General features: G+C 56.5%; 23 protein-coding genes and 1 tRNA gene. 18 read left to right on the forward strand and 6 right to left on the reverse strand.

Going from position 1 to position 26,364, the window contains the following annotated elements:
• Positions 1-19 precede the first annotated feature (19 nt).
• From C1J05_RS19625 to C1J05_RS19640, 4 genes are all read right to left on the reverse strand, one after another.
• Positions 20-856, reverse strand: coding sequence for an ABC transporter permease (locus C1J05_RS19625; RefSeq protein ID WP_114871737.1), 837 nt, complete (start codon positions 854-856; stop codon positions 20-22).
• The gene (locus C1J05_RS19630) at positions 853-1,722 is read right to left on the reverse strand and encodes an ABC transporter permease (RefSeq protein ID WP_254684656.1); all 870 of its coding nucleotides are present in this window, start codon (positions 1,720-1,722) and stop codon (positions 853-855) included. The genes C1J05_RS19625 and C1J05_RS19630 overlap by 4 nt, the downstream gene beginning before the upstream one ends.
• A 71-nt stretch (positions 1,723-1,793) precedes the next feature.
• Positions 1,794-3,005 (reverse strand): aromatic ring-hydroxylating oxygenase subunit alpha, encoded by a 1,212-nt coding sequence (locus C1J05_RS19635; RefSeq protein WP_114871738.1) that lies wholly within the window; start codon positions 3,003-3,005, stop codon positions 1,794-1,796.
• A gap of 146 nt (positions 3,006-3,151) precedes the next feature.
• A tRNA-Arg gene (locus tag C1J05_RS19640) sits at positions 3,152-3,228 on the reverse strand.
• Between the two features lie 120 nt (positions 3,229-3,348).
• Here C1J05_RS19640 and C1J05_RS19645 point away from each other — a divergent pair.
• From C1J05_RS19645 to C1J05_RS19730, 18 genes are all read left to right on the forward strand, one after another.
• On the forward strand, positions 3,349-4,374 hold the full coding sequence (locus tag C1J05_RS19645; RefSeq protein WP_114872470.1) for a LacI family DNA-binding transcriptional regulator: 1,026 nt from the start codon (positions 3,349-3,351) through the stop codon (positions 4,372-4,374).
• Positions 4,375-4,378: 4 nt separating this feature from the next.
• Positions 4,379-5,566, forward strand: a complete 1,188-nt coding sequence (locus C1J05_RS19650; protein WP_114871739.1) for a winged helix-turn-helix domain-containing protein — start codon at positions 4,379-4,381, stop codon at positions 5,564-5,566.
• Positions 5,567-5,775: 209 nt separating this feature from the next.
• Positions 5,776-7,869 (forward strand): hydantoinase/oxoprolinase family protein, encoded by a 2,094-nt coding sequence (locus tag C1J05_RS19655; protein WP_114871740.1) that lies wholly within the window; start codon positions 5,776-5,778, stop codon positions 7,867-7,869.
• Entirely contained in the window at positions 7,866-9,509 is a 1,644-nt protein-coding gene (locus tag C1J05_RS19660; RefSeq protein WP_114871741.1) for a hydantoinase B/oxoprolinase family protein, read from the forward strand. The genes C1J05_RS19655 and C1J05_RS19660 overlap by 4 nt, the downstream gene beginning before the upstream one ends.
• Entirely contained in the window at positions 9,502-10,584 is a 1,083-nt protein-coding gene (locus C1J05_RS19665; RefSeq protein ID WP_114871742.1) for a pyridoxal phosphate-dependent aminotransferase, read from the forward strand. Before C1J05_RS19660 ends, C1J05_RS19665 begins: the two co-directional genes overlap by 8 nt.
• Complete coding sequence (locus tag C1J05_RS19670; protein ID WP_114871743.1) at positions 10,581-11,333, forward strand: maleate cis-trans isomerase family protein; 753 nt, start codon at positions 10,581-10,583, stop codon at positions 11,331-11,333. The genes C1J05_RS19665 and C1J05_RS19670 overlap by 4 nt, the downstream gene beginning before the upstream one ends.
• Positions 11,330-12,673: an MmgE/PrpD family protein gene (locus C1J05_RS19675; RefSeq protein ID WP_114871744.1), complete on the forward strand. Its 1,344-nt coding sequence runs from the start codon at positions 11,330-11,332 to the stop codon at positions 12,671-12,673. The genes C1J05_RS19670 and C1J05_RS19675 overlap by 4 nt, the downstream gene beginning before the upstream one ends.
• The gene (locus tag C1J05_RS19680; RefSeq protein WP_114871745.1) at positions 12,670-13,629 is read left to right on the forward strand and encodes a D-2-hydroxyacid dehydrogenase; all 960 of its coding nucleotides are present in this window, start codon (positions 12,670-12,672) and stop codon (positions 13,627-13,629) included. Before C1J05_RS19675 ends, C1J05_RS19680 begins: the two co-directional genes overlap by 4 nt.
• A 22-nt stretch (positions 13,630-13,651) precedes the next feature.
• The gene (locus tag C1J05_RS19685) at positions 13,652-14,560 is read left to right on the forward strand and encodes a dihydrodipicolinate synthase family protein (protein WP_114871746.1); all 909 of its coding nucleotides are present in this window, start codon (positions 13,652-13,654) and stop codon (positions 14,558-14,560) included.
• Positions 14,561-14,847: 287 nt separating this feature from the next.
• Positions 14,848-15,234: a hypothetical protein gene (locus C1J05_RS19690; protein WP_114871747.1), complete on the forward strand. Its 387-nt coding sequence runs from the start codon at positions 14,848-14,850 to the stop codon at positions 15,232-15,234.
• Between the two features lie 309 nt (positions 15,235-15,543).
• Positions 15,544-16,737: a tyrosine-type recombinase/integrase gene (locus C1J05_RS19695; RefSeq protein WP_114871748.1), complete on the forward strand. Its 1,194-nt coding sequence runs from the start codon at positions 15,544-15,546 to the stop codon at positions 16,735-16,737.
• The gene (locus tag C1J05_RS19700; protein ID WP_114871749.1) at positions 16,737-17,543 is read left to right on the forward strand and encodes a hypothetical protein; all 807 of its coding nucleotides are present in this window, start codon (positions 16,737-16,739) and stop codon (positions 17,541-17,543) included. Before C1J05_RS19695 ends, C1J05_RS19700 begins: the two co-directional genes overlap by 1 nt.
• A 74-nt stretch (positions 17,544-17,617) precedes the next feature.
• Positions 17,618-17,809, forward strand: a complete 192-nt coding sequence (locus C1J05_RS19705) for a helix-turn-helix transcriptional regulator (protein ID WP_114871750.1) — start codon at positions 17,618-17,620, stop codon at positions 17,807-17,809.
• A gap of 16 nt (positions 17,810-17,825) precedes the next feature.
• The gene (locus C1J05_RS19710; RefSeq protein WP_205389001.1) at positions 17,826-18,221 is read left to right on the forward strand and encodes a winged helix domain-containing protein; all 396 of its coding nucleotides are present in this window, start codon (positions 17,826-17,828) and stop codon (positions 18,219-18,221) included.
• Entirely contained in the window at positions 18,218-18,526 is a 309-nt protein-coding gene (locus tag C1J05_RS19715; protein WP_114871752.1) for a hypothetical protein, read from the forward strand. The genes C1J05_RS19710 and C1J05_RS19715 overlap by 4 nt, the downstream gene beginning before the upstream one ends.
• Positions 18,527-18,769: 243 nt before the next feature.
• Entirely contained in the window at positions 18,770-19,030 is a 261-nt protein-coding gene (locus C1J05_RS19720; RefSeq protein ID WP_254684657.1) for a hypothetical protein, read from the forward strand.
• A gap of 519 nt (positions 19,031-19,549) precedes the next feature.
• The gene (locus tag C1J05_RS19725) at positions 19,550-21,238 is read left to right on the forward strand and encodes an adenylate/guanylate cyclase domain-containing protein (RefSeq protein ID WP_114871754.1); all 1,689 of its coding nucleotides are present in this window, start codon (positions 19,550-19,552) and stop codon (positions 21,236-21,238) included.
• Between the two features lie 295 nt (positions 21,239-21,533).
• Positions 21,534-23,204: an adenylate/guanylate cyclase domain-containing protein gene (locus C1J05_RS19730; protein ID WP_114871755.1), complete on the forward strand. Its 1,671-nt coding sequence runs from the start codon at positions 21,534-21,536 to the stop codon at positions 23,202-23,204.
• A 413-nt stretch (positions 23,205-23,617) separates the two neighbouring features.
• Here the strand turns inward: C1J05_RS19730 and C1J05_RS19735 are convergent, their stop codons facing one another.
• Complete coding sequence (locus C1J05_RS19735) at positions 23,618-24,640, reverse strand: DUF1254 domain-containing protein (RefSeq protein WP_114872471.1); 1,023 nt, start codon at positions 24,638-24,640, stop codon at positions 23,618-23,620.
• Positions 24,641-24,711: 71 nt separating this feature from the next.
• A complete protein-coding gene (locus C1J05_RS19740) occupies positions 24,712-26,319 on the reverse strand; it encodes a DUF1254 domain-containing protein (protein ID WP_254684658.1) in 1,608 nt (535 codons plus the stop codon).
• Between the last annotated feature and the right edge of the window lie 45 nt (positions 26,320-26,364).

The raw sequence follows: 26,364 nt of genomic DNA on the forward strand, positions 1-26,364 counted from the left end.
ATTTCGCTTTGTACATGTGCTAGATAAATCCACCGGATGCGGACGCATCCATTCCCTGCCGGCGCGCCGCCCGGCGGCGGAACCATTCGGACGCCATCAGCAACAGGATCGACAGAACCAGCAATATGGTTCCAAGCGCCATGATCGAAGGCAGTTTGGTCGGAAAGCGCAACTGGCTCCAGATATAGACCGGAAGCGTGACGTCGGTTCCGGTCAGGAAAAACGCGATGATGAATTCATCCAGCGAAATGGTGAACGTGATCAGCAGGCTGGACACGATACCGGGCATCACCAAGGGCAATGTCACCCGCGTAAACGTGCCCCATTTGGTTTCACCCAGATCGAATGAGGCCTCTTCCAGGCTTTGATCCAGCCCCTGAAACGCCGAACTGAGAATGGCAATGGCAAATGGCGTGCAGATCAGAACATGCCCCGCGACAACCGTCCACAATGACAGGGACATGCCCAATTGCATTAGCATCACCAACAACGCAACGGCCACGATGATTTCAGGCAGCACAAGCGGCAGCATGATAAAGCCGACAATGCCCTTTTTCATCGGGAACCGGTATCGCGCCATCGCTCGCGCAGCGCAGGCCCCCAGCAAGGTGCTGATCACAGCCGTTGAAACGGCAACAACCAGACTGTTCCTGACGGCACCGTGCAAGGCATCGGTTTCCCACAACAGATCGAACCATTTGGTGGTGTAACCGCTAAGCGGGAAGGCGATGATCGTCGCGTCATTGAATGCAAAAAGCGGCAGCAGGATGACCGGCGCATAAAGGAACACCATATAGGCCACGGCATAAACCAGCAGCCAGTTCACCGACAGGTAGTTGCGCCGCTTCACACTCATCTCTGGACCTTTCCGCCAAACCGGCGACCGGCCAGAAATATCAGCACGCTGATAAAGGCGACCACGACCATCGACGTAACCGCCAGTGCAGCCCCAAGCGGCGCGTTATTGGCCTTGCCGAACTGGATCTGGATCATGTTGGAAATCATCAACCCGTCTGTTCCCCCCACCAGACGCGGCGTAATGAAATCGCCAACAGTCGGGATCAGAACGATCAGGGTGGCCGCCACGACGCCCGGCATCGCCAAAGGCAATGTCACACGGAAAAACCGGCGCATCGGCCCGTCACCCAGATCTTCGGCCGCTTCCAGCAGGGACCTGTCGATCTTTTCCAGTGCAACGAAGATCGGCAAAATGGCAAACGGCGCCCAAGCATGGGCCAGGGTCAGCACCACCGCGTTTGCATTGTAAAGGATAAAGGTCAGCGGTTCGTCGATAAAACCCAGGTTCATCAATGTGGAATTGAGCACACCGTTATACCCCAGGATCACCTTCCACAGAAACACCCGCAACAGATAGCTTGTCCAGAACGGAACGGTGATCAGGAACAGCCACAACGCCTTGCGCCGTTTCACGTGAAAGGACAGATAATAGGCGATCGGGAACGCCAGCAGAACCGTCACGAATGTCACGATCAGCGAAATCCGGAGAGAACGGTACAGCAGCACCTGATAGATCGGCTGCGACCATGCCTCGCGGTAGTTGTCCAGCGTCAGAGTCCGGTCGATATCCAGATAGTTCTGGGTCCAGAAACTGAAGGTCAGCACCATCAGCAAAGGTGCCGCCAGCATGATCAGTGCATAGATAAGGGTCGGGCTGATCAGGGTCAGCCCCTGACGATGCTCTTTGCTGATTTCAACCGACAATCACGAAATCCCCAGCGCTGATGCCACCACCCCGGAACCGGGGTGCTGTGACAATTCATGCATATTTCGGATCACCTGTCGCCCTTTACTTTTTCCAGCAGGGCTGCGTTCTGCGATTCTACCGTACCCGCCGCTGGCTCTTCCTGAGTCAGCACCGGGAACAGGCGGCGCAATTCGTCGTGATAGGCTTTTACCCCGTATTCAAGATCGGACAGAACAACACCATCATAGGCGCTGGAAAATGCAGCCTCCCATGTCCATTCGATCAGTTGTTCGTCTTCCTTGGTGGTCAGCCTGTCGATCCGCCCGCTTAGATACCGCGACAACCGCATGCGCCGGTCTTCGTTCTTGTGTTTGTAAACCGCACCGCGCTGGATGCATTTCCCGTTGGAAATCGGAAACTCCTGATAAAAGCTGATCGAGTCCGGATAAAGGCTGATTACGAAATTGGGGAACATCCCGATGTAAAGCCACGCGTCCTTGTGCGTGTCATCCAGATTGTCGGGGCTTTTCAGAATATTCTTGTACTGACGCACACTCCACAAACGGCCGGGGCTGCCGCGGAAGGTGGCGAACGACCGGTTTGATCCGTCGGTCAGAGGTTCGTCATAGTAATTCCCGCCATAAAGATCCTGCAATCCGGGATGCGCCATCGGCACGTGATAGCCTTCGTTGTCCACATCGCGCACACATTTCCAGTTCGCGTTGACTTCTTCGGCCCAGAACCCGTCGCCGGTGGGCACAAAATCTTCCGTGTTGTACTGATCCACTTCCGCTTCCAGACGCGACAATATCTGTTTGACCGAAGGTTGCGGCCCCGGTTGGAAGCGCACGAAAACGAACCCTTTCCAAACCTCGAACTCCAGCGGTTTCAGCCCGAATTCCACAGGGTCCAGATCGGGCAGGGTCTTGGGCTGCGCGGCGCCGCGCAGAGTGCCATCAAGATTATAGGCCCACCCGTGAAACGGACAGATAATCGCGGATTTGCAAGTGCCGCTTTCTTCGCCGACCACACGCGATCCGCGATGGCGACACAGGTTGTGAAACGCTCGGATTTCGCCGTCTTCCCCGCGAATGATCAGCGCGCGTTCACCCACGATGTCAAAGGCCAGAAAATCACCCGTGTTGGGCACATCGCTTGCATGACACACAACCTGCCAGTGCCGCCTGAACAACATGTCCTTTTCCATCTCGAGCATTTCGGGGTTGAAAAAGCTCCACGCAGGCAAGCCTCTGCGGTCCCAGTTGTTGGGAATGTTCAAATTCGGATCTTGGTCATTCATGGGAAAGCGCCTCCGGGCACCAAGTTTCACGTGATCCTTCGTACCAAAAAATGTTTGAGTGCTCAAATAAAAAATACAGCGCGGACATGCCCAGACTGGCGACATGCGCCGTTCAGCACCGATTCAATCGCAAAAAACAGAGGTAATGGCGACCCCGGCAGGATTCGAACCTGCAACCTGCCCCTTAGGAGGGGGCTGCTCTATCCAGTTGAGCCACGGGGTCACGCGGGCCTGTCATAGCGATATGATCCGGCATTGTCATGGATTTTGCATCACGCTTGTACCGGCAACCCCGTTTGCGGTAACAAAGATCGCAAGAGCATCAATCAATCGAGACATACCCGTGAGCACAGAAACCAAACGCCCGCTGACCCTTCGCGATGTTTCAGAAGCATCCGGCGTGTCCGAAATGACGGTCAGCAGGGTTCTGCGCAATCGGGGCGATGTATCGGATGCAACCCGCGAACGTGTTCTGGCGGCGGCCAAGCAATTGGGCTACGTGCCCAACAAGATCGCCGGCGCGCTGGCGTCGCAACGGGTCAATCTGGTGGCAGTGATCATACCGTCCTTGTCCAATATGGTGTTCCCCGAGGTGCTGACAGGCATCAATCAGGTGCTGGAAGACACGCCCTTGCAACCGGTTGTCGGGGTGACGGATTATCTGCCTGAAAAAGAAGAACAAGTGCTTTACGAGATGTTGTCGTGGCGGCCATCCGGCGTGATTATCGCGGGGCTGGAACATTCCGACGCGGCCCGCGCGATGCTGGAAAACGCAGGCATTCCCGTGGTCGAGATCATGGATGTCGACGGCCGCCCGGTGGACGCGATGGTTGGCATTTCACATCGTCGCGCGGGGCGCGAAATGGCGCAGGCAATCCTGAAGGCGGGGTATCAGCATATCGGGTTCATGGGCACCAAGATGCCGCTGGACCACCGCGCGCGCAAACGGTTCGAAGGATTCACCGAAGCGCTGGCCAAGGCCGGTGTCGAGATCGAGGACAGAGCGTTTTATTCCGGTGGATCAGCACTGGTAAAGGGTCGCGAAATGACCCAGCAAATGCTGGAACGCAGCCCCGATCTGGATTTTCTGTACTATTCGAACGATATGATCGGTGCAGGGGGTTTGCTTTATCTTTTGGAGCAGGGCATCGACATTCCGGGGCAGATTGGCCTTGCTGGCTTTAACGGGGTCGAATTGTTGCAAGGCCTGCCACGCAAGCTGGCCACTATGGATGCCTGCCGTCTCGAAATCGGGCGGGCGGCGGCCAAGATCATCTGCGATGCGATGGATGAGAACCGGAAAGATTTCGAAACCCGGATTACGCTGACCCCGAAAATTTCCTATGGCGACACGCTGAAACGGCGTTGACCGGGTGCCTGTACCGATTTTGAAAAATGCCGATGCACGGCGTTTGTTTCTGGACCGGCATGCCCTGGCCGACCCCCCCGCCGGGCCAGCAAAGGGGCCTATCCTAGGCGAACTGATCAAACGCCTGGGGTTTGTCCAGCTTGACAGCATCAACACCGTCGCCCGCGCGCATGATCTGATCCTGTTTGCACGACGCCCGTCCTTTCGCTGTGCCGATCTGAAGCGGTTATATGAAAAAGATCAGGCCCTGTTCGAACACTGGACCCATGATGCCGCGATGATCCCGATGGAGTTTTATCCGCACTGGCACCTGCGGCAGGCACGAGACGCCCAAAAGCTGAAGAACCAGTGGCGCAACTGGCGGCGCGACGGATTTGAAAGCCAGTTCGAAGAAGTTCTGCGCCATGTCCGTGATCATGGCCCTGTGGGATCTTCGGATGTTGGCAAACATGAAAAGCGCGGATCGGGCGGCTGGTGGGATTGGCACCCGTCCAAAACCGCACTGGAATATCTGTGGCGCAGCGGCGCGCTGACCGTCACCGGGCGCAACGCCTTTCAAAAGCAATACGATCTGACAGAGCGCGTGATTGACCAGACCCTGATAGACAATCGCCCTGATCCCCAGACCAGTATCTACTGGAAATGCGCGGGCGCGCTGGATCGGCTGGGCTTTGCCACCTCGGGCGAAATCGCGGCATTCTGGGCAACTGTCACACCCGCCGAGGCCAAGGCGTGGTGCACCGAACATCTGGCTGAACTGGATGTTGAAAGCGCCGACGGATCCCTGCGCCGCTGTTTTGCGCGCCCCGATGTTTTTACCAGCGCACACTCAGCGCCCGAGCCGACAAACCGCATCCGGGTGCTTAGCCCGTTTGACCCGGCATTGCGGGACCGGGCGCGCGCGGAACGCCTGTTTGGATTTCACTATCGAATCGAGGTCTTCACGCCCGAAGCCAAACGCAACTACGGCTATTATGTCTTTCCGTTATTGCAGGGCCGCAGGCTGGTCGGACGGATCGATATGAAAGCGCATCGTGATCTGGACAAGCTGATCGTCAGGGCGGTCTGGCCGGAAAAAGACATCAGGTGGTCAGACACAAGGACACAGAAACTGGGCGCTGAACTGGTCCGGATTGGCCGTCTTGCCGGAACTTCCCGGATCGAGTTTGCCGACGGCTGGCTGCGTCCTTGAATTGATCATTTGACAGACTCAAAACTTTTCGCCACGGTTTTCTTGTATCTTTGGATCGGCGGACACCCCTTTGAATAGCATTGTTCAAACCCAGCTTTGCAATCGCCGCGCGACCGGCTGCGATCTGGTTGTTTAACGGGCGGGGCCAAAACGCCCCTGTTCGCCATTGTTAGACACGGGCAGCCCTGCCCTTTTTTCAAAGACACCCAATGACATCTCAATCCAGTTTGCGCCTTGCCGTCGATATCGGCGGCACGTTTACCGACACGGTTCTTATGAATGGCAAGCTGGAGGTTCTTGCCACCGCCAAAACCCCGACCACACCGGAAAATCCGACAATTGGTGCGCTGGATGGCGCACACATCGCGCTGGACCTGGCCGGACACCAGATGGCCGATGTGACCGGATTTATCCACGGCACGACCCTGGCAACCAACGCCCTGATCGAACGGCGCGGGGCGCAGGTGGCAACCATCACGACGGCCGGTTTCCGCGATATTCTGGAAATCGCCTATGAGCGCCGATACAGCCAATATGACATCAACCTGACAAAGCCCGATTTGCTGGTCACGCGGGACCGCAGCCTGACAATCGGCGGGCGCATGAATGCAAAAGGTCAGGAACTGACACCTCTGGATACCGATGCCGTGCCCGTTCTTTTGGAACAGTTGGATGCCTGTGGGGCTGATGCGGTGGCAATTTGCCTCCTGCACAGTTACGCAAATGCGGATCACGAACAGGCCTTGGCCCGGCTGATCCTGCATCACCGGCCCGATCTGGTGGTGTCGGTATCAAGTGATATCAGCCCCGAAGCCCGCGAATTTGAACGGCTCTGCACCACCGTTGCCAACGCATATGTTCAACCGCTGATGTCGCGGTACCTGAAGGATTTTGCCAACCGGTTCGCGGCCCATGGCCTGACCTGCCCGATCCTGATGATGACAGCAGGTGGCGGGATGACCACGCTGGAAACGGCGGTGCAACACCCGATCCGTCTGGTTGAATCCGGGCCTGCCGGTGGTGCCATTCTGGCCGCGCGTGTTGCCGCGCAAAGCGGTGAAACCGAAGTGCTGTCTTTCGACATGGGGGGTACCACGGCCAAGCTGTGTCTGATCGACCGGTTTCAGCCGCAAACGGCGCGGAATTTCGAAATCTCGCGCGCTGAACGGTTCATCAAGGGCAGTGGCATGCCGGTGCGCATTCCCGTGCTTGAAATGATCGAGATCGGGGCCGGCGGCGGTTCGATCGCGTCCGTTGACCGGCTGGGCCGGCTGAAGGTCGGACCACAAAGCGCGGGCAGCGAACCGGGCCCAGCGGCCTTTGCCAAGGGCGGAAGCGAACCGACAGTGACGGATTCAGATGTTGTTTTGGGCTTGATAGACCCTGATCGCTTTGCCGAGGGACGCCTGAAGATCGATGCCGGTGCCGCGCAAAACGCGCTGGCGCAATACCTGGCAGCAGCGTTGCAAACAGACAGTATCGGCGCTGCAATTGGCATCAGCGAAATTGTCGACGAAAGCATGGCCAGCGCCGGGCGGATGCACGCGATTGAATCCGGCAAGGATCTGGCGACACGCACGATGATTGCCTTTGGTGGCAACGGGCCATTGCACGCAACCCGCGTTGCGCGCAGGGCCGGTGTTTCACGCATTCTGATCCCGCACGATCCCGGCGTCGGATCTGCTGTCGGGTTCCTTTTTGCACCCGTATCCTTCGAAATTGTGCGTAGCCGCTACGCCACCCTAGATGATCTGGATACCGAGGCGCTGAACCGGTTTTTCGAAGAGATGGCGCAACAGGCCAGCGCCGTGGTGCGCGCAGGTGCCCCCGATCAGCCACTGCACCAGAAACGCAGCGCCTTCATGCGGTATCACGGACAAGGGCACGAAATTGAAATTGCATTGCCAGAACGGAAACTGGCCGCCAGCGACATTGCCGGATTGAAGGCATCGTTCGAACGGGAATACAGCCAGCAGTTTTCGCGCATCGTCCCCGGAATGAAAATCGAAATCATGAACTGGGCGCTGACGGTTTCAACCCACGCGCAGGAACCCAGCCCCGAAACAAGGGATATTGCACAAAACGATGCGCAGCCCGACAGCACGCGAACGATCATTTGCGATATCACCGGCCAGCCGGCCAAGGCCGGTGTCTACCTGCGCAAAACGCTGCGGCCCGGCGACACGCTGAACGGCCCTGCCCTGATCCTTGAACCGCAAACTACAACATTCGTCAGCCGCGATTTCCGTGCCCGCGTTGACGCGAACGGCACCCTGGTTCTGACGCAAGAGGAGCGCGTATGATGAACGATTTGTCCAACACCCGCCTGCAAGTGATGTGGAACCGGCTTTTGGCGATTGTCGAAGAGCAGGGTCAGGCCCTGATCCGCGCGGCTTTCAGCCCGATCGTGCGCGAGTGCGGCGATATCTCGGCTGGAATCTTCGATCTTCAGGGCCGCATGCTGGCACAGGCCGTGACAGGTACACCCGGGCACATCAACACGATGGCCGAAGCCGTCAAAACCTTGCGCGCCCGGTTTGATCTGCAACAGATGCAACCGGGCGATATCTACATGACCAACGATCCCTGGATCGCCTCGGGGCATCTGAACGATTTCCTGTTGATGATGCCGGTTTTCTTTCAGGGGCGCGTTATCGGCTTTACCTCGTGTACATCACATCTGGTCGATCTGGGTGGCCTTGGGATGGGTCCCGAAGGGTCGGATATCTATGACGAAGGGCTGCTGATGCCCCCCTGCAAACTGGTTGAACGCGGCGAGATCAACGCGCTGCTGATGGAGATCGTCAAAGCCAATTCGCGCGAGCCGGTTGCCAATGAAGGCGACATTTACGCGCTGGTCGCGTGTTGTGAAACGGGTGCAACCCGCCTGTCCGGGATGATGGAAGAATTCGGATTGCAGGATCTGAACGCCTTGTCCGACTATATTATTGCCACATCACGCGCCGGTACTCTGGCGGCAATCGCCCAAGTGCCTAACGGCGTTTACAAGAACACGATCGGGATCGACGGATACGAATCCGCGATCGATCTTTGTGCCACGCTGACAGTGTCTGATACGGGCATTTCGCTTGATTTTACCGGAACATCGGGGTGCTCGGCAAAAGGCATCAACGTTCCGTTGAATTATGCGACAGCGTATTCCGTCTTTGCTTTGCGCTGCATTATCGGGCCGGACATTCCCAACAATGCCGGATCACTGGAACCGTTTCAGGTGACGGCGCCAGAAGGATGCATTTTGAATGCTGTGGCACCCGCCCCGGTCGCAATGCGCCATACGATCGGGCAGATGACGCCTGATCTGGTCTATGGCTGTCTGCATCAGGCCCTGCCCCATTCCGTGCCGTCCGAAGGCGCATCGTGCATGTATGATCTGCCATTGCGCCACACACCTGATGCGGTTCAATCGGGTGGCACCCAATTCGCGCTGGAACTGGTCTATAATGGCGGCACCGGGGCCCGCCCGACCGCCGATGGCTTGTCGGCCACAGCCTTTCCCAGCGGCGTCTGGGGCAGTCAGGTTGAAATGACCGAAGCGGTCGCACCGGTTTTGATCACCAAGCGCGAATTGCGCTGTGACAGTGGCGGTGCCGGAACATTTCGTGGCGGTTTGGGCCAGCACATCGAAATGATATCCGCTACGGACGAAGACATTATGCTGTTTCTGTCGGTTGAACGGATCAAGAACCCGGCACGGGGACGCAACGGCGGGCATGCCGGTGCGCCCGGTCGTGTGCGTATCGGGATGGACGGGCCCGATTTGCCCGGCAAGGGCGAGGTGCGCATTCCTGCGGGAAAAACGCTTGTGTTTGAAACGCCCGGCGGCGGCGGATTTGGTGATCCGGCCCAACGCGCGCCAGAGGATATCGCGCGCGATATCGCGTTCGGGCTGGTCAGCAGGGACAAGGCGCAGCGAAATGCTTAAGGCGAACGCACATATCGCCGATATGGCCCCTTATGCGCTGGCCAACCTGACGGCGGAACCCGGCACACGGCTGATTTCCCTGTCCCAGAACGAAAGTCTGCGCCCGCCCAGCCCCCGCGCCAGCCAAGCGGCGATCACGGCAATGGGTCAGGCCGCGCTTTATCCTGATCCCGATTGGACCGATCTGCGCAATGCCATCGCGCAGGTCCATGCCATCGATCCGGCCATGATCCTGTGCGGGGCTGGATCAATGGAATTGATTGCCGCGCTGCTGCATGCCTATGCCAGCGCGACAGACACGATACTGGCCCCCGCCTACAGCTATGCCTTTTTCCGGACCATGGCGCATGTCACGCAGGCACGGTATCTGATTGCGCCGGAACCGGATTTGCGCGTTTGCACAAATACCCTGCTGACCGCTTTGACGGACGACACAAAAATCGTGTGCATCGCAAACCCCGGCAACCCGACAGGCACCGTGATCCCTTCGCAGGATTTGCGCGATCTGCGGGCCGCATTGCCCCGCGATACCCTATTGATCATTGACGAGGCCTATGGAGAGTTTGCCACTTCGAACGAACCGGTCTTTGATATGGCCCAATCGGGCAATACCGTCATTCTGCGCACGTTTTCCAAGGCTTACGGTCTGGCGGGCCTGCGTGTCGGGTGGGGCGTTTTTCCCGAACATATCGCCAGCGAAACACGCAAATTGCTGAACCCGAACAATATCAGTGCCGTCAGCCAGGCCGCTGCCGCCGCAGCGATGCAGGATCAGGAATACATGAAAAAAACATGCAGCCTGACGGCGGACCTGCGCACAGAGCTGATAAAAACCTGCCGTCAACTGGGCCTTGAAGTACCTGAAAGCCAGACGAATTTTGCCCTGATCCGGTTTGACAGCGCCGCCAGCGCCAACAGTGCGGACAGCGCGTTGCGACAACGCGGCGTGATCATGCGCGGCATGGCCGGGTACGGATTACCGGAATGCCTGCGGGCAACAATAGGACCCCCAGAGGATATGAAGCTTGCTATAGAAACCCTGAAACAATGGCACGAACAACGAGGCACCAAATGAGATATCTTTCCCGCGGGACGGCCCGTATCGGGGTTCTTGTGCCCTTTACCAATACAAACCTTGAGGCGGACATGGCGCTTATGCGGCCGCAAGGCGTGTCGTTTCATTACGCGCGTCTGGGCGGATATGATCGCGATGAGATACCGGACGAAAAACAAATGGCCGGTCTTGGTGCATCCGATCTGGATGAACCGCTGGCCCTGTTGCTGGGGGTAAGGCCGGATGTGGTGATGTACGGCTGTACCTCTGCCACGCTGACGCACGGACCGCAATTTGATGCCGACCTGTCGCGCAAGATCACGGATTTGAGCGGTGCGGCAACAGTGACTGCGGCAGGGGCGCTGGTTTTTGCGCTGAAGGCCCTGGGCGCAACCAGAATTGGCTTTGCATCCCCCTATGTTCCAAAAATCAATGATGACGCAGTCGCCTTTCTGCAAAGCTGCGGAGTAACCACCCTGCACCGCTCTGAAGTTATGGGCACTTTGGACAATTACAGTCAGGGCGAACTGACGCCGCAAAAGGTTTTCGATCTGGGGCGCGCCGCCGATCATCCGGACGCGCAGGCGATTGTTCTGTCGTGCACTGACATGCGCAGTGTGGAAATCATCGACCGGCTTGAAGCCGAACTGGGCAAGCCGGTGATCACGTCAAATCAGGCGATGCTGTTTCAGGCTTTGCATCACCTTGGGCTGGGATACGCAGACGGGTTTGGAAACCTGTTCACATCGCTGGAAAGGGGAACGGCATGACGCAGATGGAAAAAATTGCAGATTTCATTCTTGATCCCGACCTGTCGGTTCCCGAAAGCGCGCTGGCGATGGCTGCCACGCTGCTGGTTGACACATTGGGGGTATGCGCGGGCGCGACCCATCTGGATGCCGGGCGGATCGCGCGCGATTTTGCGGTTGATTTCCACGCGGCCAGCGGCGCCGGTTTTGCCGCCCCGATCCTGTTTGACGGGCGCCATGCCAGCCTGTCTGGCGCGGCCTTTGCTGCGGCCACCCAGATCGATAATCTGGATGCGCATGACGGCTATAATCCGACCCTCGGGCATATCGGATGTGCTGTCGTGCCCGCGCTGTTTGCCTTTGCCGCACATTGCCCGGAATTGACCGGCAGGCAGGCGCTGACGGCCTTGGCCATGTCATACGAAGTTGCGGCCCGCGCCGGAATTTCATTGCACGCAACAGTGTCTGACTATCACACATCCGGCGCATGGAACGCCTTGGGCGTGGCCGCTTTGGGGGCGCGACTGCGCAATCACGATACGCCGACGCTGCGGCAGGGATTGGGCATTGCGGAATACCACGGCCCGCGCAGCCAGATGATGCGCGAAATTGCAAACCCCACCATGTTGCACGATGGATCAGGGATCGGTGCGCTGACCGGCGTGAACGCCGTGCTGCTGGCCGAACGCGGATTTCTGGGCGCGCCCGCCATCACGGTGGAATCAGACGAGGTTGCGCAACACTGGGCCGATCTGGGGGGCGACTGGACCATTGAGCGGAATTATATCAAGCCCCACCCGATCTGCCGGTGGGCCCATGCCGCGATTGATGCCACACACGCGCTGCTCACCACCCACGACCTGAACGCGGATCAGATTGCGTCTGTCCATATCAACACATTCCGTCAGGCGGCATGTCTTTATTCCGGTATGCCGGAAACCACATCGCAGGCGCAGTATTCGCTTCCTTTTGCTGTCGCTGTTCTGATGCGTCATGGGCGCATCGCCCCCGAACATGTGAGCGGCGCGGCCTTGTCCGACCCGGAAACCGCGCAGGTGTTGACACGGATCACAGTCAGCGAAACGGCGCGCCATTCTGATCGCTTTCCTGCCGGGCGCTGGTCGGATGTGACGATGACACTGCGCGACGGGCGCAGCTTTCATTCCGGTGATGTTCATGCCAGAGGTGGGCCCGAGGCACCGATGGACCAGACAGAACTGAGGGAAAAATTTGACGCGATGGTAAATCCGTCTTTCGGACCTGGCCGCAGTCAGGCGATCTGGGATGCCGGCATGGGGCTGGTGCAGTCCGACACCCTGTTTTCCAGTCTGTCGCATGTCGTGGAAAAGGGGCCGGAATGACCACTGTCGTAATTCACACAGACCATCCGCAACCCTGTATCGATCTGCTGTCACCGCGGCATCCCGATCTTACCTTCGTACCGTGCAATACATACGAGGCATTGCCGCAATGCCTGCGGGATAACCGCCCTGACGTGGTGTTTTCTACCCGTTTTGCGGGAACACCGTCTTACCCGGCGCAGGCGGTCTTGGGCCCTGATGCGCCGCGCTGGCTGTCCGTCGGCGGATCCGGTGTGGATCATCTGGGCAAGTGGGACACGGACAAGATCACTGTTACCAATGCTGCCGGTGTCGCAGCTGGCATGATGGCCGAGTTTGCGTTTGGCTGCCTGTTGCATTTCACCCTGGATATCGACGGACTGAATGCTGACAAATCCGCCCGCATCTGGCGGAACAGGACTGTCACGCCGTTGCGCGGCAAAACGCTGCTGGTCATCGGATTGGGGCAAACCGGTCAGGCCGTTGCCGCGCTGGCGCAGGCGTTTGGCATGACTGTGATCGGCACACGTGCGCGCCCGCAACCGATGGACAATGTCGATCATGTCTATGCCGCGGATGAAATCGCAACCCTTTTGCCCAGCGCGGACGCCATTGTTGTCTGCACCCCCCTTCTGGACAGCACCAGAGGATTACTGGACGCGGCAGCCTTTGCCACCATGAAACCCGGTGCCCTGCTTGTTGATGTTTCGCGCGGCGGTGTCGTCGTGCAATCCGCCCTGATCGATGCGTTGACGCGGGGCAATCTGGCTGCCGCTGGTCTTGATGTGTTCGAAACAGAGCCTTTGCCCGAAGATAGCCCGCTGTGGGAGCTGCCAAATCTGGTTGTTTCGCCGCATTGTTCAAGCGTTTATGACGGCTGGGAGAACGCATCGATCCTGATGTTCTCGGACAATCTTGTCCGGTTTCAGCAGGGCGCACCGCTGCACAACATTGTTGATCCGCATCGCGGCTACTGAATGACTACAAAAAGGTTTTAGAATGTCCAAAGGCGCATTTCACGGCATCGTCACACCGATCCTGACACCCTACAACGATGATCAATCCATCGCGCGCGATCTTTATCTGGCGCATGCGGCATGGCAGCTGCAAATCGGGGCCGACTATATTTCCCCGTTCGGCACAACCGGCGAAGCTGTCAGCAACGGGATGCAGGAACGCATGTCAATATTGGAAGATCTGGTGGCAACCGGCAATGTCCCCCCGTCGAAAATGATGCCCGGTACAGGCGTTGGCGCCCTGCCAGACACAATTGCGCTGACCCGCCATGCCGTTGATCTTGGCTGCGCCGCCGCAATGGTTCTGCCACCCCATTATTACGCGGGCGCGACCACGGATGAAGGCCTTTATCGGTACTTCAGTGATCTGATCGAAGGTGTCGGATCAGACGCCTTGCGCATCTGCCTGTATCACATCCCGCAAATGACCGGCGTGGCGATGACACCAGCGCTTTCGGCGCGCCTGAACACCGCGTTTCCCGATATTGTGAGCGCCTACAAAGACAGTTCGGGCAATTGGCAGAACACGCTGGACGTTCTGGCCGCCGCACCGGGTTTGGCTGTTTTTCCGGCATCGGAAACACGATTGGCCGAGGGATCAGCGGTTGGCATCGCCGGATGCATTTCGGCAACCTGCAACACCAACATCAAACAAATCCGCCAGTATCAGGATCATATTCTGGCCGGTGAAACATCTGCGGCCAAAAAACTGACACCCGCAATCGATGCACACCGTATGGCCGTGCAGAACGCGGGTCTGATCCCCGCGCTAAAATCCATGATGGCCGCCGCCAGCGGCGAAGCAAGATGGCTTAACCTGCGCGCCCCGATGGACCGCGCCGATCCGTCCATCGGCGTTGAAATCAACAAAACGCTGAAATGGTCACTTTGAGAAACCTCGAATTTTGGCGAGGATGAGAAAGACATCGTGAACAATTCAACTGCAATTTTTTGGTTGAAAAACGGAGGTTTGGCTTGAATTGCACCGCTGGTGAAACTTGTTTCAAAAACTTTCGATTCCTTATTGCTCTTTGTTTTTGGACCGGAGTGAATGTGACAGCATTTGTTCAATCCGCATTCGCTAGTGATGAAAAAATGTCGAATTTTCAGAAGGAATTTTTGATCGAAAAGGAGGCAAAAATTCGTTTTCTAGCTTGACCGGGATCAAGTGAATTCGAATTGACGTTCCAGCAGGCCGATGAGCTTGGGTATCTGCATGATGACCCCAAAAGCGAAAGTATCAAAGATGCCGACTTGTTGCTGTTTTTCTTGGATGGTTGGGACGATCTTGAAAAGATCCCCCAAAATTACGAGGACTTCACGCGCATTTTTGATTCAATTGATAGGGATGGGGGTGAAGTTACTCTGCACTATGACGTGGATTTTGGAGAAGAAAGCGGCCTGAAATCAAAAAGATTATACTTCCTGAATATCAGGAATATTCCAGAGCAAGCATTTGACACTCTCAGCGACGCTTGTCGTGCCAAGTTCATATATGGCAGTGCCTTTCCTGAAGACGCATTCAAACTTTGGATGGACAGCGGTTGCCTGAATACAAGCAATTGACGGAGACACCAACGGGCACCTCTGTAGTGTGGAAAAATAACAGACGCACGGTTTAACGCGTGTGTAGGAGGCATAAGTGGTCGCTTGCCTGGTAGTATTTTCCACTACTCAATCGTGAGAGCTGAAATACAGACGAGTATCTTGGAAATTTTGGTGCCCAGGAGAGGAACCAAGTACTTGTTTTAAATAGAATTTTCATGTCCTGAATTGTTCTTATCCACCTTTATTTAGGGCGTTTCTTGTCCATTGCAGTCTTGCCCTGTCCGTTCCTATCTACTAGCTTAGGGTGGATATTTAGGGGGATAAGAAATGCGGGCGACAAACAGGCTTTCTTCGCAATTTCTAAAAACCGCACCCGTGGGCAAGCATTGCGACGGCGCGGGCCTTTGGTTCGTGAAGCGTGAAGATGGTGGCGCGCAATGGGTACAACGTGTGACCGTTCACGGCAGGCGGCGCGAGATGGGGCTGGGGGGCTTTCCGACGCTGACGCTGGCCGAGGCGCGCAAACAGGCAGAACGTTGGCGCAAATTGGCGGCGGCGGGGCGTGACCCCATAAAGGAACGTGAAGCCGAAGAAAGGGCGGCGCGACGCGAGGATATCACTTTGGCGATTTTGACCGCCGATGCGTTTGAAGCCCGCAAGGCCGAACTCAAGGGTGATGGCACTGCGGGGCGGTGGTTGTCGCCTCTGAACATTCACGTTCTGCCCAAGCTGGGCCGTGTGCCGGTGACGGACCTCGACCAACGCGACATTCGCGACACACTGGCCCCCATCTGGCACACGAAGGCCGACACGGCGCGGAAGGCTTTGAACCGGCTTTCTATCGTGCTCCGTCATGCGGCGGCACTGGGCTTGGATGTGGACTTGCAGGCGACAGACAAGGCAAAGGCGCTTCTGGGCAAGACGCGGCATCAGCCGAAGAACATCCCGGCGATGGACTGGCGCGATGTGCCAGAGTTTTATGCCAGTCTCGAAGAACCGACGCTGACCCATCTGGCGCTGCGCCTTCTTATCCTTACCGGTGTCCGCTCGGGGCCGTTGCGCAAATTGCGGCTTGACCAGATTGAAGGCGACGTTTGGACCGTGCCAGCCGAAGCGATGAAAGGCCGTAAAGGCGCGACCGATGATTTTCGCGTGCCGCTGTCGGCAGAAGCCAAGCGCGTGATTGACCTTGCGCGCCCGCACGCCCGCAACGGCTATCTGTTTCCGAACACGCGCGCCGGCGTGATTAGCGACATGACGCTTTCGCGGCATATGGAACGCAAGGGGCTGGAAGCGCGACCGCACGGTTTCCGCACCAGCTTGCGCATATGGCTGGCCGACGCGACTGACGCCCCGCACAAAGTGGCCGAGGGGATGCTGGCGCATGTGGTGGATGGCGGCGTAGTGCGCGCCTATCGCAGAACCGACTTTCTCGAACAGCGCGCAAAACTGGCCGACCGCTGGGCTGATCATGTGACCGGTGGCGCTGGGCAGGTTGTGAAGTTGATGGGGGCGGGCTGATGGCGCACAACAAATCTGACGACCTCCCCGTTGCGACACCTGCGACTTCGGCGACATGGGGCATCCCAGACTGGCGCGACGCAGCGGCATATGGCGATGTAAAGGCTTGGAGTTTGGGCCGCTGGCGCTGGGAGTTTTTTAGACGGCGCGATGATGTGCGAATACTTTTTGATGAGCGAAAAGACAAGCAATACGAGAACAGATTGGCAAAATGGGAGCGAGACTGCGCCAGACCCGAACTTACACCGAAAGAACAGGCGTACATTCTGAGAAAAGTGCCGGACAAGCCTGACGACCCTCGATTTCATGTGTCATTCCTTACGGAAGAGCAAAAAAAATTCGGATACATTGTGTTGTTCAATCCACGCATTGGAAATGTCGCGAACTTTGACAAACACGTCGAGCGCCTCGACAGCTATGAATGGGACGTTAGCGGCGAACATGGGGATAGGGTGCTTCAAGAAACAAAGTTGGAAGAGCACCAACTTGTCATTGCGTTTTCGACTGACCGACCATTAGCACGACAGCTTGAGGACGCTGAAAGTTGTCTGAAAGGGTTACAGAAGTACCGCCATGGCCGTATTATAAAAAAGCTGCGTCACCCTGCTAAATGGCTTGAATACCTGCGGACGCTTGACGCCCACGCCGACAATCCAACCGAATCTTGGGCTGATTTGGCTAAGAAACTCTTTGAACACAAATTGATTGTCCGGCGCAAAGACCCATGTGGTGGCTACTGTGACCCGCCCCCTCAAGCCGCACGCGATAAATGGAAAACTGCGGACGCCTTGCGATTCAATTTCTGATTTCCGCCCGCAATCGAAAACAGAATAAAGACGGTCAAATATGCACTGCACCTTACTAGAAAGGACAGTGCAAAATGCAGACCTATCTCACTCTAACTGAACTTCGCACCAAACTGGGCAACCGCTCACGCAGCGCAATCTATGCCGACCTTGCCGCTGGCCGACTGCCACAGCCCATCAAGCTTGGAGGCCGGATCTACTGGCCGGAAGGCGAAGTTGACGCCCACCTGCGCAACCTGCGCAACCTGCGCGAACAGGCCGCTTAATATGGACGGCGGGCAAATGGAAACCCCGGCGCGGCGACAACCGCAACCGGGGCTGGATGGCCGCTATGCGAATGCGGCGGGCTCCTCAGACATAGCACAGGCCGCGGGCCGCGCAAAGCGGGCTTGGCTATATCACGTTACGACCGAGTGCGGCGAACTCTTCACTATTGAAGCCGAGGGCCGCGACACATGGGCGTTAGACCAACCGCGCGAGGCCGGGCCGAAAGGCTGCATCCCGATTAAACAACCCGCGTCGCGTTGGTCAACCTATGTCCACGAACTACGCGGCATGGGTATTCCAATCAATACAGAAATGTTTTCCTACAGCGGCGCATACTCCGGCCACCACGCCCGCTACACGCTTGCGTGTGATGTGTCCTTGTCCGTTTTGCAGGAAAGGAGCGCAGCATGAACAGCACGTCCTCACAGATCGACCCGCGCATCAAGCGCAAAGCCTGTCACGAAACTTCCGACACCTACGGGGCAATAGTCGCCGTATTGGACCATAAACACCGCGTGATTGTCTGCAAGGATGGCATCCAATGGATTACACAGCGGCGCAAATCAGGTGGCGCAGAACGGCCTTGGCGGGCCTTGGGCTACTACACCACCCGAAAAGCCCTAATCCGAGCGTGCGCCTTGCTGAGCCGTGAGATTGAACCTGCTGTTATGTCATTGTTGGCGGAACTGCCGGACACGATAGGCCGGACAGCATGATGGGCGATAAAAAACAGTCCAAGCCGCCCTCACAAGCCGTACGGCGCATCATGCGCAAGCATGGCCTGCCCGAACCCAGCGCCCGTTCCTATGCGCTCCTGGCATATGGGGAGGCGTCATTGGATGGCCACTAAATCCTACAAGAAACATAAACGAGGCGCTGGGCGTCACGTCCAGCTTCCCGAATGGCTGCAATCCTCTAAAGCGTGGGCGACACTGAAGCCGGGGCCAAGGGCGCTCTACGTGGAACTGAAACGACGCTACAATGGAGTGAACAACGGGCGTATCCATCTCAGCCACCGTGATGCGGCCAAGGCGCTGAACGCTCACCGCAATACGGTCGGGTCATGGTTTGAGGAACTTCAGAAACGCGGCTTTATCCGCATGACGCAGGGGCCGCATCTTGGCCCGTCCGGTATTGGCAAAGCGTCCATGTGGGCATTGGATGAAGAAGCAACGCCAGATATGAAACAGGCCCTCAAGCGCTTCATGTCATGGACCTAAAAACGAAAGCCCCGCACAAAAAACAGGACACCCTGTCACTGTGAGTGTGACGGTGCGTTGTTTTAACAGTGGGAAACAGGCAAAACTGTCCCAAAAATTGTGACGCATTTCGCCAAAAAACGCAAATCCGCGTCACAAAAAACAGGACATATATACATATAGCCATAGGCAGGACATTTGATTGAAAGGAAACGGTGCGGGAAAGGCTCCGTCAGGTGTTCAATCAAAACTCACGTTGGCGATGCAAACCGGACCTTCGTGACAAATGCGGCGAACGGCAGCTGCGAGCCCATCTCGCCTATTTGTTCGACGCAGCTAAGCCGCGTCCACGCGGAAAATCCGGATATTCCAGTCAGGCTTGGCAAAGGGTTAGAAACATCCCTTACAAGACTCGCTTCTGGGAGCGGTCTTGACCTGCCAGCACGCAAATTCACTTTCGGAATTGCCACTTCCGCAAGCGGTTGTTGACTTGGCTTTACCAAAGGCGATTAAGTAGGGCGTCCCGTTGGGGAGACTGCGATGGACCGCAAACTTGCTGCAATTCTGGCCGCCGATGTCGTTGGATTCTCCAAAATGATGGGCGAAGACGAAGCCAGTACTCTGGACGCAATCTCGCAATTTCGGACCAAAATTCTCGGACCTGAGGTCCTCGGGAACCGAGGTAAAGTGGTCAAGAGTATGGGCGACGGTTGGCTAGTTGAATTCGGAAGTGTCGTCGATGCGATCAACTGCTCAATGAAAGTCCAGGACAAGCTGCGAAACTTGGACAAACTTAAGTTGCGGATCGGCGTGCACATCGGAGACGTGATCCACCAAGAAGACGATATCTTCGGGGAAGGGGTCAACATCGCCGCGCGTCTCGAGGCAATTGCAAACCCCGGTGGTATCGCGATTTCGGATATCACCTACGCCAGCCTTGACGGCACTCTGACGCCGTCCTTTGACGACGCAGGGCAACGCAAACTCAAGAACATTGCACGGCCTATTAACATTTGGATACGTGGCTCGATCATGACCACCGATGTGCAGGCCCCCTGGTTCGGTGGAAACACCGGCGAACGGGCAGGATTTCCCAAGCTCGCGATCCATTCCATCAAGGCTTCAGCAGACCGCCAGGAAGTTCAGGAACTTGCCGACGCGCTGGTATTCGATTTGGGGGCGCACCTCTCCGCCATTCGATGGCTCGATGTGGTCTCGGACGGAGCAGGCAGCGAGCTGAGCTATCATTTGCAGGGGTCATTGCGCAGCAGCGGGGACAAGTTACGGCTGGAAATACAGGTTCTGGATCCAGCTAGGCAGGTATTGTGGCAGCATAAGAAGGATGGCTCTCTTTCGGACAGCTTCGATTTTCAGGACGACGCCAGCGAAGCGATTTCGGCCAACGTAATCGGGACATTGCTCGAGACAGAAACATCTAAGCTTGCCGGATTGGACTACGACACTTTGACCGCTGAGCAGTGCCTATTGCGTGGAATGATGGCGTATAGGACTGTCAGCGAAGCTTCTTTCTCTGCGTCTCTGTCCGACTATGCCGCCGCGATAGAAAAAGACCCCTTGCTGGCCGAAGCCTATGCCGAAGCGATTTTCATGACCATCGGCGGCGGTACCACCGGTTTCAAAAAAAAACTGAAACCCTATTTCGACATGCTGCCTGAATGGACACAAAGGGCAGAGCCGTTGCGTGCGAAAGACCCGTTGCTGGACCTCAGCATAGCCGTCGCTAGATATTCGGAGGACAAGCAGATTGCACCAGTCGTGGGCAAGGTTGAGGAATGCCTGCGCCGCGCGCCGTTTGATGTGCAAGTGCTGGTCTTTGCCGGGTGGGGGTTGTTATGGTCCGGGCGATCCGCAGAAGCCCTGGATTGCTTTCTCAAAACCGAACGGCTTGGAAAATTCAGCCCCTATCTGATTGCAGCGCTCGGCGGTGCGAGTACGGCTTATGTTCACCTCGGTGACGACGATTCAGCTATTCTTTACGCTAATAAGGGTTTGACCACTGCCCACGAATATCCGACTCTTCACGCTTCTCTGGCCGCGGCCTGTGCCTTGAAGGGCATGGAGGCGGAAGCAGCCGAGGCATTGGCAACCTATCGGAAACTTGTTCCCGAACAGACGATTTCTCAAAGAATGGCGGTAAACAACTATGCGGGTTCGACTGGCGGCAAGCGCTTCTACGAGGGTCTGCGATTGGCTGGTATGCCTGAATAAGTTGAAGGCTTGCACGAAAGTATTGCTGACAGATCTCCCGCGCCAAAATGCCGACAGTTCTCGCCCGATTTCCAGACATTCGGCGGCAGGGTAGGATGGCCGGTTTGTCCCGCAGAGCAGACGCTGAAGCAATGCGCGGAGAATGACGGCAACGAGCCCATAGCTGCCGGATTGGGATAATGTAGAAGGTCGGCGGACTATCTTGCATTGCAAAAGTTCTTTAGGCTTCAAGCGTAAGAATTTTTGTTAAAGTGTATTTTTCAATTCGCTGCATCAGAGGAAACCGGAAACCAAAATGTCCCGCCGTTTCGCATTTATTCAAGCCGCTGATATTGCCGACTACTCTTTAATGATGGCACAGGACGAAAGCGCCACGATTGCTCTTGTTCATGAACTGCGTGATCGATTGCTAGAGCCTGTTGTGGAACGTCATGAGGGCGAGGTCTTGAAGCGGATGGGCGACGGTTGGATCATTGCCTATCCGTCTGTCGCCGCCAGTGTGCTCGCGGCTTTGGAAATTCAGAACGGGCTTGCGGAACACCCGAAAACTCGGCTGCGTATTGGCATCCATATGGGTGATATCGTTCGCGACGAAGCTGACTTGTACGGAGCAGGTTTGAACATCGCTTGCCGGTTGCAGACAGAAGCACCGCCCGGTGGTGTTTTGATTTCGGCAGACGTGTACAATCAGCTGTCAGAAAAACAGTGTCAGGGCTTTTCGGATGCGGGGACATTCAAGCTCAAAAATATCCCACGCCCTTTTCAGTGCTTCCAGTGGCGGCCCGAAAAACTGTTTGCTGGTCGCCGGTCGGACGAGGTTCCGATGATCGGGGTAGAGAAACTAGTCGCCGCTCCCACCACGGAGGAAAACGCCGCTGCGGCAGAAGATTTGCACGAACAGATCGTTCATGGCTTATCCCGTCGAACCGGCATTAAAGTGCGTGACATGTCTGTTGGGTCATCCGAAAAGACCACCTATACGCTGCGTGGCAGGTTTCGCGCTTCCGGCTCGCGGGCGCGCGTTAATCTTTCGCTTATACTGCGCGACGACGCATCAACGGTCTGGGCAGATGTTTTCGAAGGGGATGCCACTGATCTCTTTAGTTTTTGCGACGATGTGTCTGCGCAGGTCGATGCAAAGCTGCGCCTCTTTGTAAACTCGCTGGACAATAACCGTATTGGCGAAATTCCGGACGAAAACCTCAGTATATCGGAGCTGCGCACAAGAGCGGCCGGTCTATTCTACGAATGTACGATCCCCGATCTGGAACGCTGCATCTCGGTCATGGACCGCGCCCGACGCCTGAACCCCAAAGACGGCATGAGCCTGAGCATGTGGGCCATAGGTGTCGTGATGCGTTACAAACTTCGGTTCGAGGCTATCGAAGGTGACAAGCTGGCCGAATTGATTGCCGCGCACGACCTTGCAGTGGAATTGATGCCACAAAGTGATTTTGTATTTTTCACCAGATGTCTTTTTCGCAGTATTACTGAACGCGACCCCGAAAAAGTCATGTCGGATGCGAAACGCTGCTATGACCTCAGTCCGAATTATCCGCAAGCGCACATCGGCCTTGGGTATGCCTACATACTTGCGGAAGATTTTGAGAAAGCAGTTAAGGCCATGAGCAAAGGTACGGAGTTGAGGAACGATCCCTACTGGGCCTACCGCCGCCTGCACATGGCCGTCGCCCAGTTCTGTGGTGAGGATTTTGAAGGCACGATTTCTACGCTTAAAGAAATGATGGACCTGAAGCCGAGTGTGCGCGGTTTCAGAAAACTGCTCATCCTTGCTCTCAAGGCCCTTGGTCGCGATGCGGAAGCGCAGACGGAGGATCAAGCCGCTTCGCTCTTGGATGATGGGGAGAACTTTTTTGTTCAGGAACCAACCGTGCCCGACAGCCACCTATGGCTACGTGAAGCACTGGCTCCAGGTTCTGGTTCATTATTCGAAAATATGAAATGACTGCAAAGTCCGAGTTGCAGTAATTAATGGACGACGTAGCGAACGGCTGGCCCGAGCCCGACTCGGCCATTGTGATTTTATGCCGCGCGCGCGCGCAGCACAAAAAATGCGGCGAGAGCGAAAACCGTCATGCTGTCGCGCGACGAGAGAAACGGCCATTGGTGCAGCCCGCAGCATGGGACAAGCGGCGAATATTCAGGTCGCAGGACAGAACCGCCGTTTGCAAATACCGCTATCCTTACTGATGAGTTAGGTCAGTTTACGTCGATGGGCTCCACCTCTTGAAACGTCCAGATGCCGTCGAGGATTTCTTCCCGAGGTTGGTAGAGCCGGACGGCAGATCTCCACCCCGGTGTGACGGGGATGCAGTTCACGCGGCCAGCCCCTAAAGAAGCGGCCGCCGTTTCGAGCTGCTACTCGGTAGGCTCCATCTCGGGGAACACCCACGCACCGGAGATGATTTCGGCCTCCGGACGATATGTGCGCGCAACATAGTTCCAGCCATTCGTAATCGGGATACAGTTGATGCGTCCATCCTCACAGCCACCCGCGTTAAACGTGATGCTGCCATCCTCGTTCCGCTCGGCGGTGACGTTGTTGAGAGCATTCACGCCCAGATCATTCGGCTTGAGATAGTTGTCCTCACCGTAGACCGTGATCGACCAGAACCCGTTTCCGACGAGAGGCACATCCTTAACCGTTAGACTATAGGGTGTTGCGCCGCCGTTTTGCGCCGGCGAATGCGTGAAGTAGATCGCGCCTTCCTTGGGGTTGCCGCCCCAGCCCGCTGCCGTGCCCATCTTGAATTCCAGAGGGTCGAGCTTGGACCGGTCTCCAAAAAAGCCTCTGGTATCAGACACTGTGGACGCCAACAGGGCCAAAGCCCCCCGGACCTTCAGCAGCGAGGCTTCGTCCCATTCGGGCACTTCAAACCTGCCGATATCGGCTTGGCTCACCACAACCTGATCCTGGAACGCATTCGCCTTTGCAACGTCTTCAGGATCCTTGGAGTCCATGAAGGTTCGAAGTGCGATAATCGCATAGCGCGTACCTATTTGTTCCTGTGTCAGGGTGAACTCGACCGGTGAATATTCCACCGGCAGCATCGAGTGGTCCTGATTGATGATCAACGCCGACATAAAACGCTCGCCGGTATCCGGCAGCGTGATCGTGACAGGATTTGTCAGGTCGAAAACGCCGAACGAATAGAGTGTATCGAGGTTCATGCGTACTACATTCTGCTCGTCCAGCGGCGTGGGTTGGCGGATGTGGTAGAACTGCCCGAACCCGTCGGCATCGACATAGGCTTGCATGGTCCGGTCAGTTTCTGCACGTTCAAAGTTTTCGACAGTCACCAGCTCTTGTGCAGTCGCTGAAAACGCCAGGCAAGTTCCGACAAGCACACCCGCAGCCGTTTTGAGAATAGTGGCTTTCATTATCTTTTCCATTCACTAAGAAGTTCGAACCCCGGCGCAAAATTGCGGACGCGCCAGGGGATTTCATTTGATTATTCAACCAGTTCGAAGTCACCTGGTTTCCATGTCTTGTCGAACCACGGCTCCAGCGGGCCGTAGAGGCGTATCAGGGTGTTCCAGCCCTTGCCAGGCATGGTCTGCACCCAGTTGCTTTCTTTGCCTTCCGGCGCTTTAGGTCCGAACCAAACCGTGTAGGAACCATCATCATTGGCCACCAGATCAGGCTTGTTGCTGTCGATACCGGCACTTTTCTGATCGGTTTCCAGCATCGACCGCGTCTGGTTGTCATAGACCATGAACGACCAGAAGTTGTTCACTGGGATCGGCGCAGGCAACGTGATTTTGTAGGTCTTGCCACCGTCCAGATAGTCGCCGTTCGCATCGCGTTCGGCATAGCCATAGACCGACCCTGTTCCGACCGCAGGCTTCGCCATCGCTGGAGTAATGACCGTCGCGTAGTAGTGGAAGAGAACCCGGGAATCCTTCATCCGCTCGCCATCATTGTAAAATTCAGAGCTGCCACCGATGAAGTTAGTTTTCCACTGCCGGTCCTCGAAGTAGTATCCGCGGGGATCGCGTTGCGCGAAAATGATCGACCGAGCGGTGGCATTGCCGACTGCGACCGCGTCCGTGAGGATCTCGCGCATCCGCGCGTCTGGCTCGAACGGTTGACCTTTCTTGATTCCAATCGCGGCCAAGGTACCGACCAGTTCAGGCGGAAGTGCACCTGCCGGTTCTTTCTGGATAACCGCGTTGATTTCCTCGTAGAAATTGAAATCGTTGGCATGAACGGTGTTGATTTTCTTACCGGAGAGGTTCACGAACTCGGTCTTCGGCGGATTGCCCCGCTGCTCCCATGGGTAGACTCGCATGGTGTCCTTCACACGCTGGACAGTTGCCTCGATTCCGTCTTCGCCGACGAAGGCACGGATGAGTTGCATGGTTGTATAGCTTGGTGAATGGAAAACGAAATATCCGTCCTCGGGCAATTCTCCCTCATAGCCGGGAGGCACGAATAGATACTTTCCGCCCTCACCTTCGTCCGGCCCGGTGACACCAAAGTCCGTAATGAACCTGAAATACGCGTCATCCATGGGCCCGAGGACACCAGCGGGCACCTCCACCACGATCGGTCCATCTTCCAAGTCGTAGCATTTGGATACGTAAACCGTAGTCGAATTGGGCGTCAGGAACACCGAACGGGCATCCATGAGATCTTCAAAAATGCCGACAGATTGCGGCCCCATGCCCACATCTTCATAGCCACGACAGATGCTGTGGATAGAAGCAGCAGGCATTGCATCCAGAAACGCGGTGACCCCCCGCATGAAGTCAAGATTGTCATAGGCCAGCTTGACCGTTTCGGCATCCGGCGCACCATCTTTGAAACGCAAGGTGCCGAGGCGCGTTTCGACTTCGTCCGGCGTCAAGATGCTCTCGGGCACATCTGCCTTGAACGCCGGATCGGAGGATTGAGCTGTGACGATCGGCGCCGAAAGCGTCGACGCCAGGAGCGTAAGTGCTGCAATCGATTTTGTGTACTTCATGTTTCTAACCGCGATTTTATGGAGGAGGGTTTTTTTCTTGCTGAACTTTTTATTCGATAAGGAGACCGCCACCCAGTGGATTTTATGCTTCACAGGTGCCAATTCCCGACAAAATGTTCTATATGTTTGGATACGGCC

The sequence above is a fragment of the Sulfitobacter sp. JL08 genome, from assembly GCF_003352045.1.
In the GTDB taxonomy this organism is placed as follows: Bacteria; Pseudomonadota; Alphaproteobacteria; order Rhodobacterales; family Rhodobacteraceae; genus JL08.

Coding starts and splice junctions, on each gene's coding strand:
- C1J05_RS19625 (WP_114871737.1), bottom strand. CDS start 856: ATGAGTGTGAAGCGGCGCAACTACCTGTCGGTGAACTGGCTGCTGGTT.
- C1J05_RS19635 (WP_114871738.1), bottom strand. CDS start 3,005: ATGAATGACCAAGATCCGAATTTGAACATTCCCAACAACTGGGACCGC.
- C1J05_RS19655 (WP_114871740.1), top strand. CDS start 5,776: ATGACATCTCAATCCAGTTTGCGCCTTGCCGTCGATATCGGCGGCACG.
- C1J05_RS19660 (WP_114871741.1), top strand. CDS start 7,866: ATGATGAACGATTTGTCCAACACCCGCCTGCAAGTGATGTGGAACCGG.
- C1J05_RS19665 (WP_114871742.1), top strand. CDS start 9,502: ATGCTTAAGGCGAACGCACATATCGCCGATATGGCCCCTTATGCGCTG.
- C1J05_RS19670 (WP_114871743.1), top strand. CDS start 10,581: ATGAGATATCTTTCCCGCGGGACGGCCCGTATCGGGGTTCTTGTGCCC.
- C1J05_RS19675 (WP_114871744.1), top strand. CDS start 11,330: ATGACGCAGATGGAAAAAATTGCAGATTTCATTCTTGATCCCGACCTG.
- C1J05_RS19680 (WP_114871745.1), top strand. CDS start 12,670: ATGACCACTGTCGTAATTCACACAGACCATCCGCAACCCTGTATCGAT.
- C1J05_RS19685 (WP_114871746.1), top strand. CDS start 13,652: ATGTCCAAAGGCGCATTTCACGGCATCGTCACACCGATCCTGACACCC.
- C1J05_RS19695 (WP_114871748.1), top strand. CDS start 15,544: ATGCGGGCGACAAACAGGCTTTCTTCGCAATTTCTAAAAACCGCACCC.
- C1J05_RS19700 (WP_114871749.1), top strand. CDS start 16,737: ATGGCGCACAACAAATCTGACGACCTCCCCGTTGCGACACCTGCGACT.
- C1J05_RS19705 (WP_114871750.1), top strand. CDS start 17,618: ATGCAGACCTATCTCACTCTAACTGAACTTCGCACCAAACTGGGCAAC.
- C1J05_RS19710 (WP_205389001.1), top strand. CDS start 17,826: ATGGAAACCCCGGCGCGGCGACAACCGCAACCGGGGCTGGATGGCCGC.
- C1J05_RS19715 (WP_114871752.1), top strand. CDS start 18,218: ATGAACAGCACGTCCTCACAGATCGACCCGCGCATCAAGCGCAAAGCC.
- C1J05_RS19725 (WP_114871754.1), top strand. CDS start 19,550: ATGGACCGCAAACTTGCTGCAATTCTGGCCGCCGATGTCGTTGGATTC.
- C1J05_RS19730 (WP_114871755.1), top strand. CDS start 21,534: ATGTCCCGCCGTTTCGCATTTATTCAAGCCGCTGATATTGCCGACTAC.
- C1J05_RS19735 (WP_114872471.1), bottom strand. CDS start 24,640: ATGAAAGCCACTATTCTCAAAACGGCTGCGGGTGTGCTTGTCGGAACT.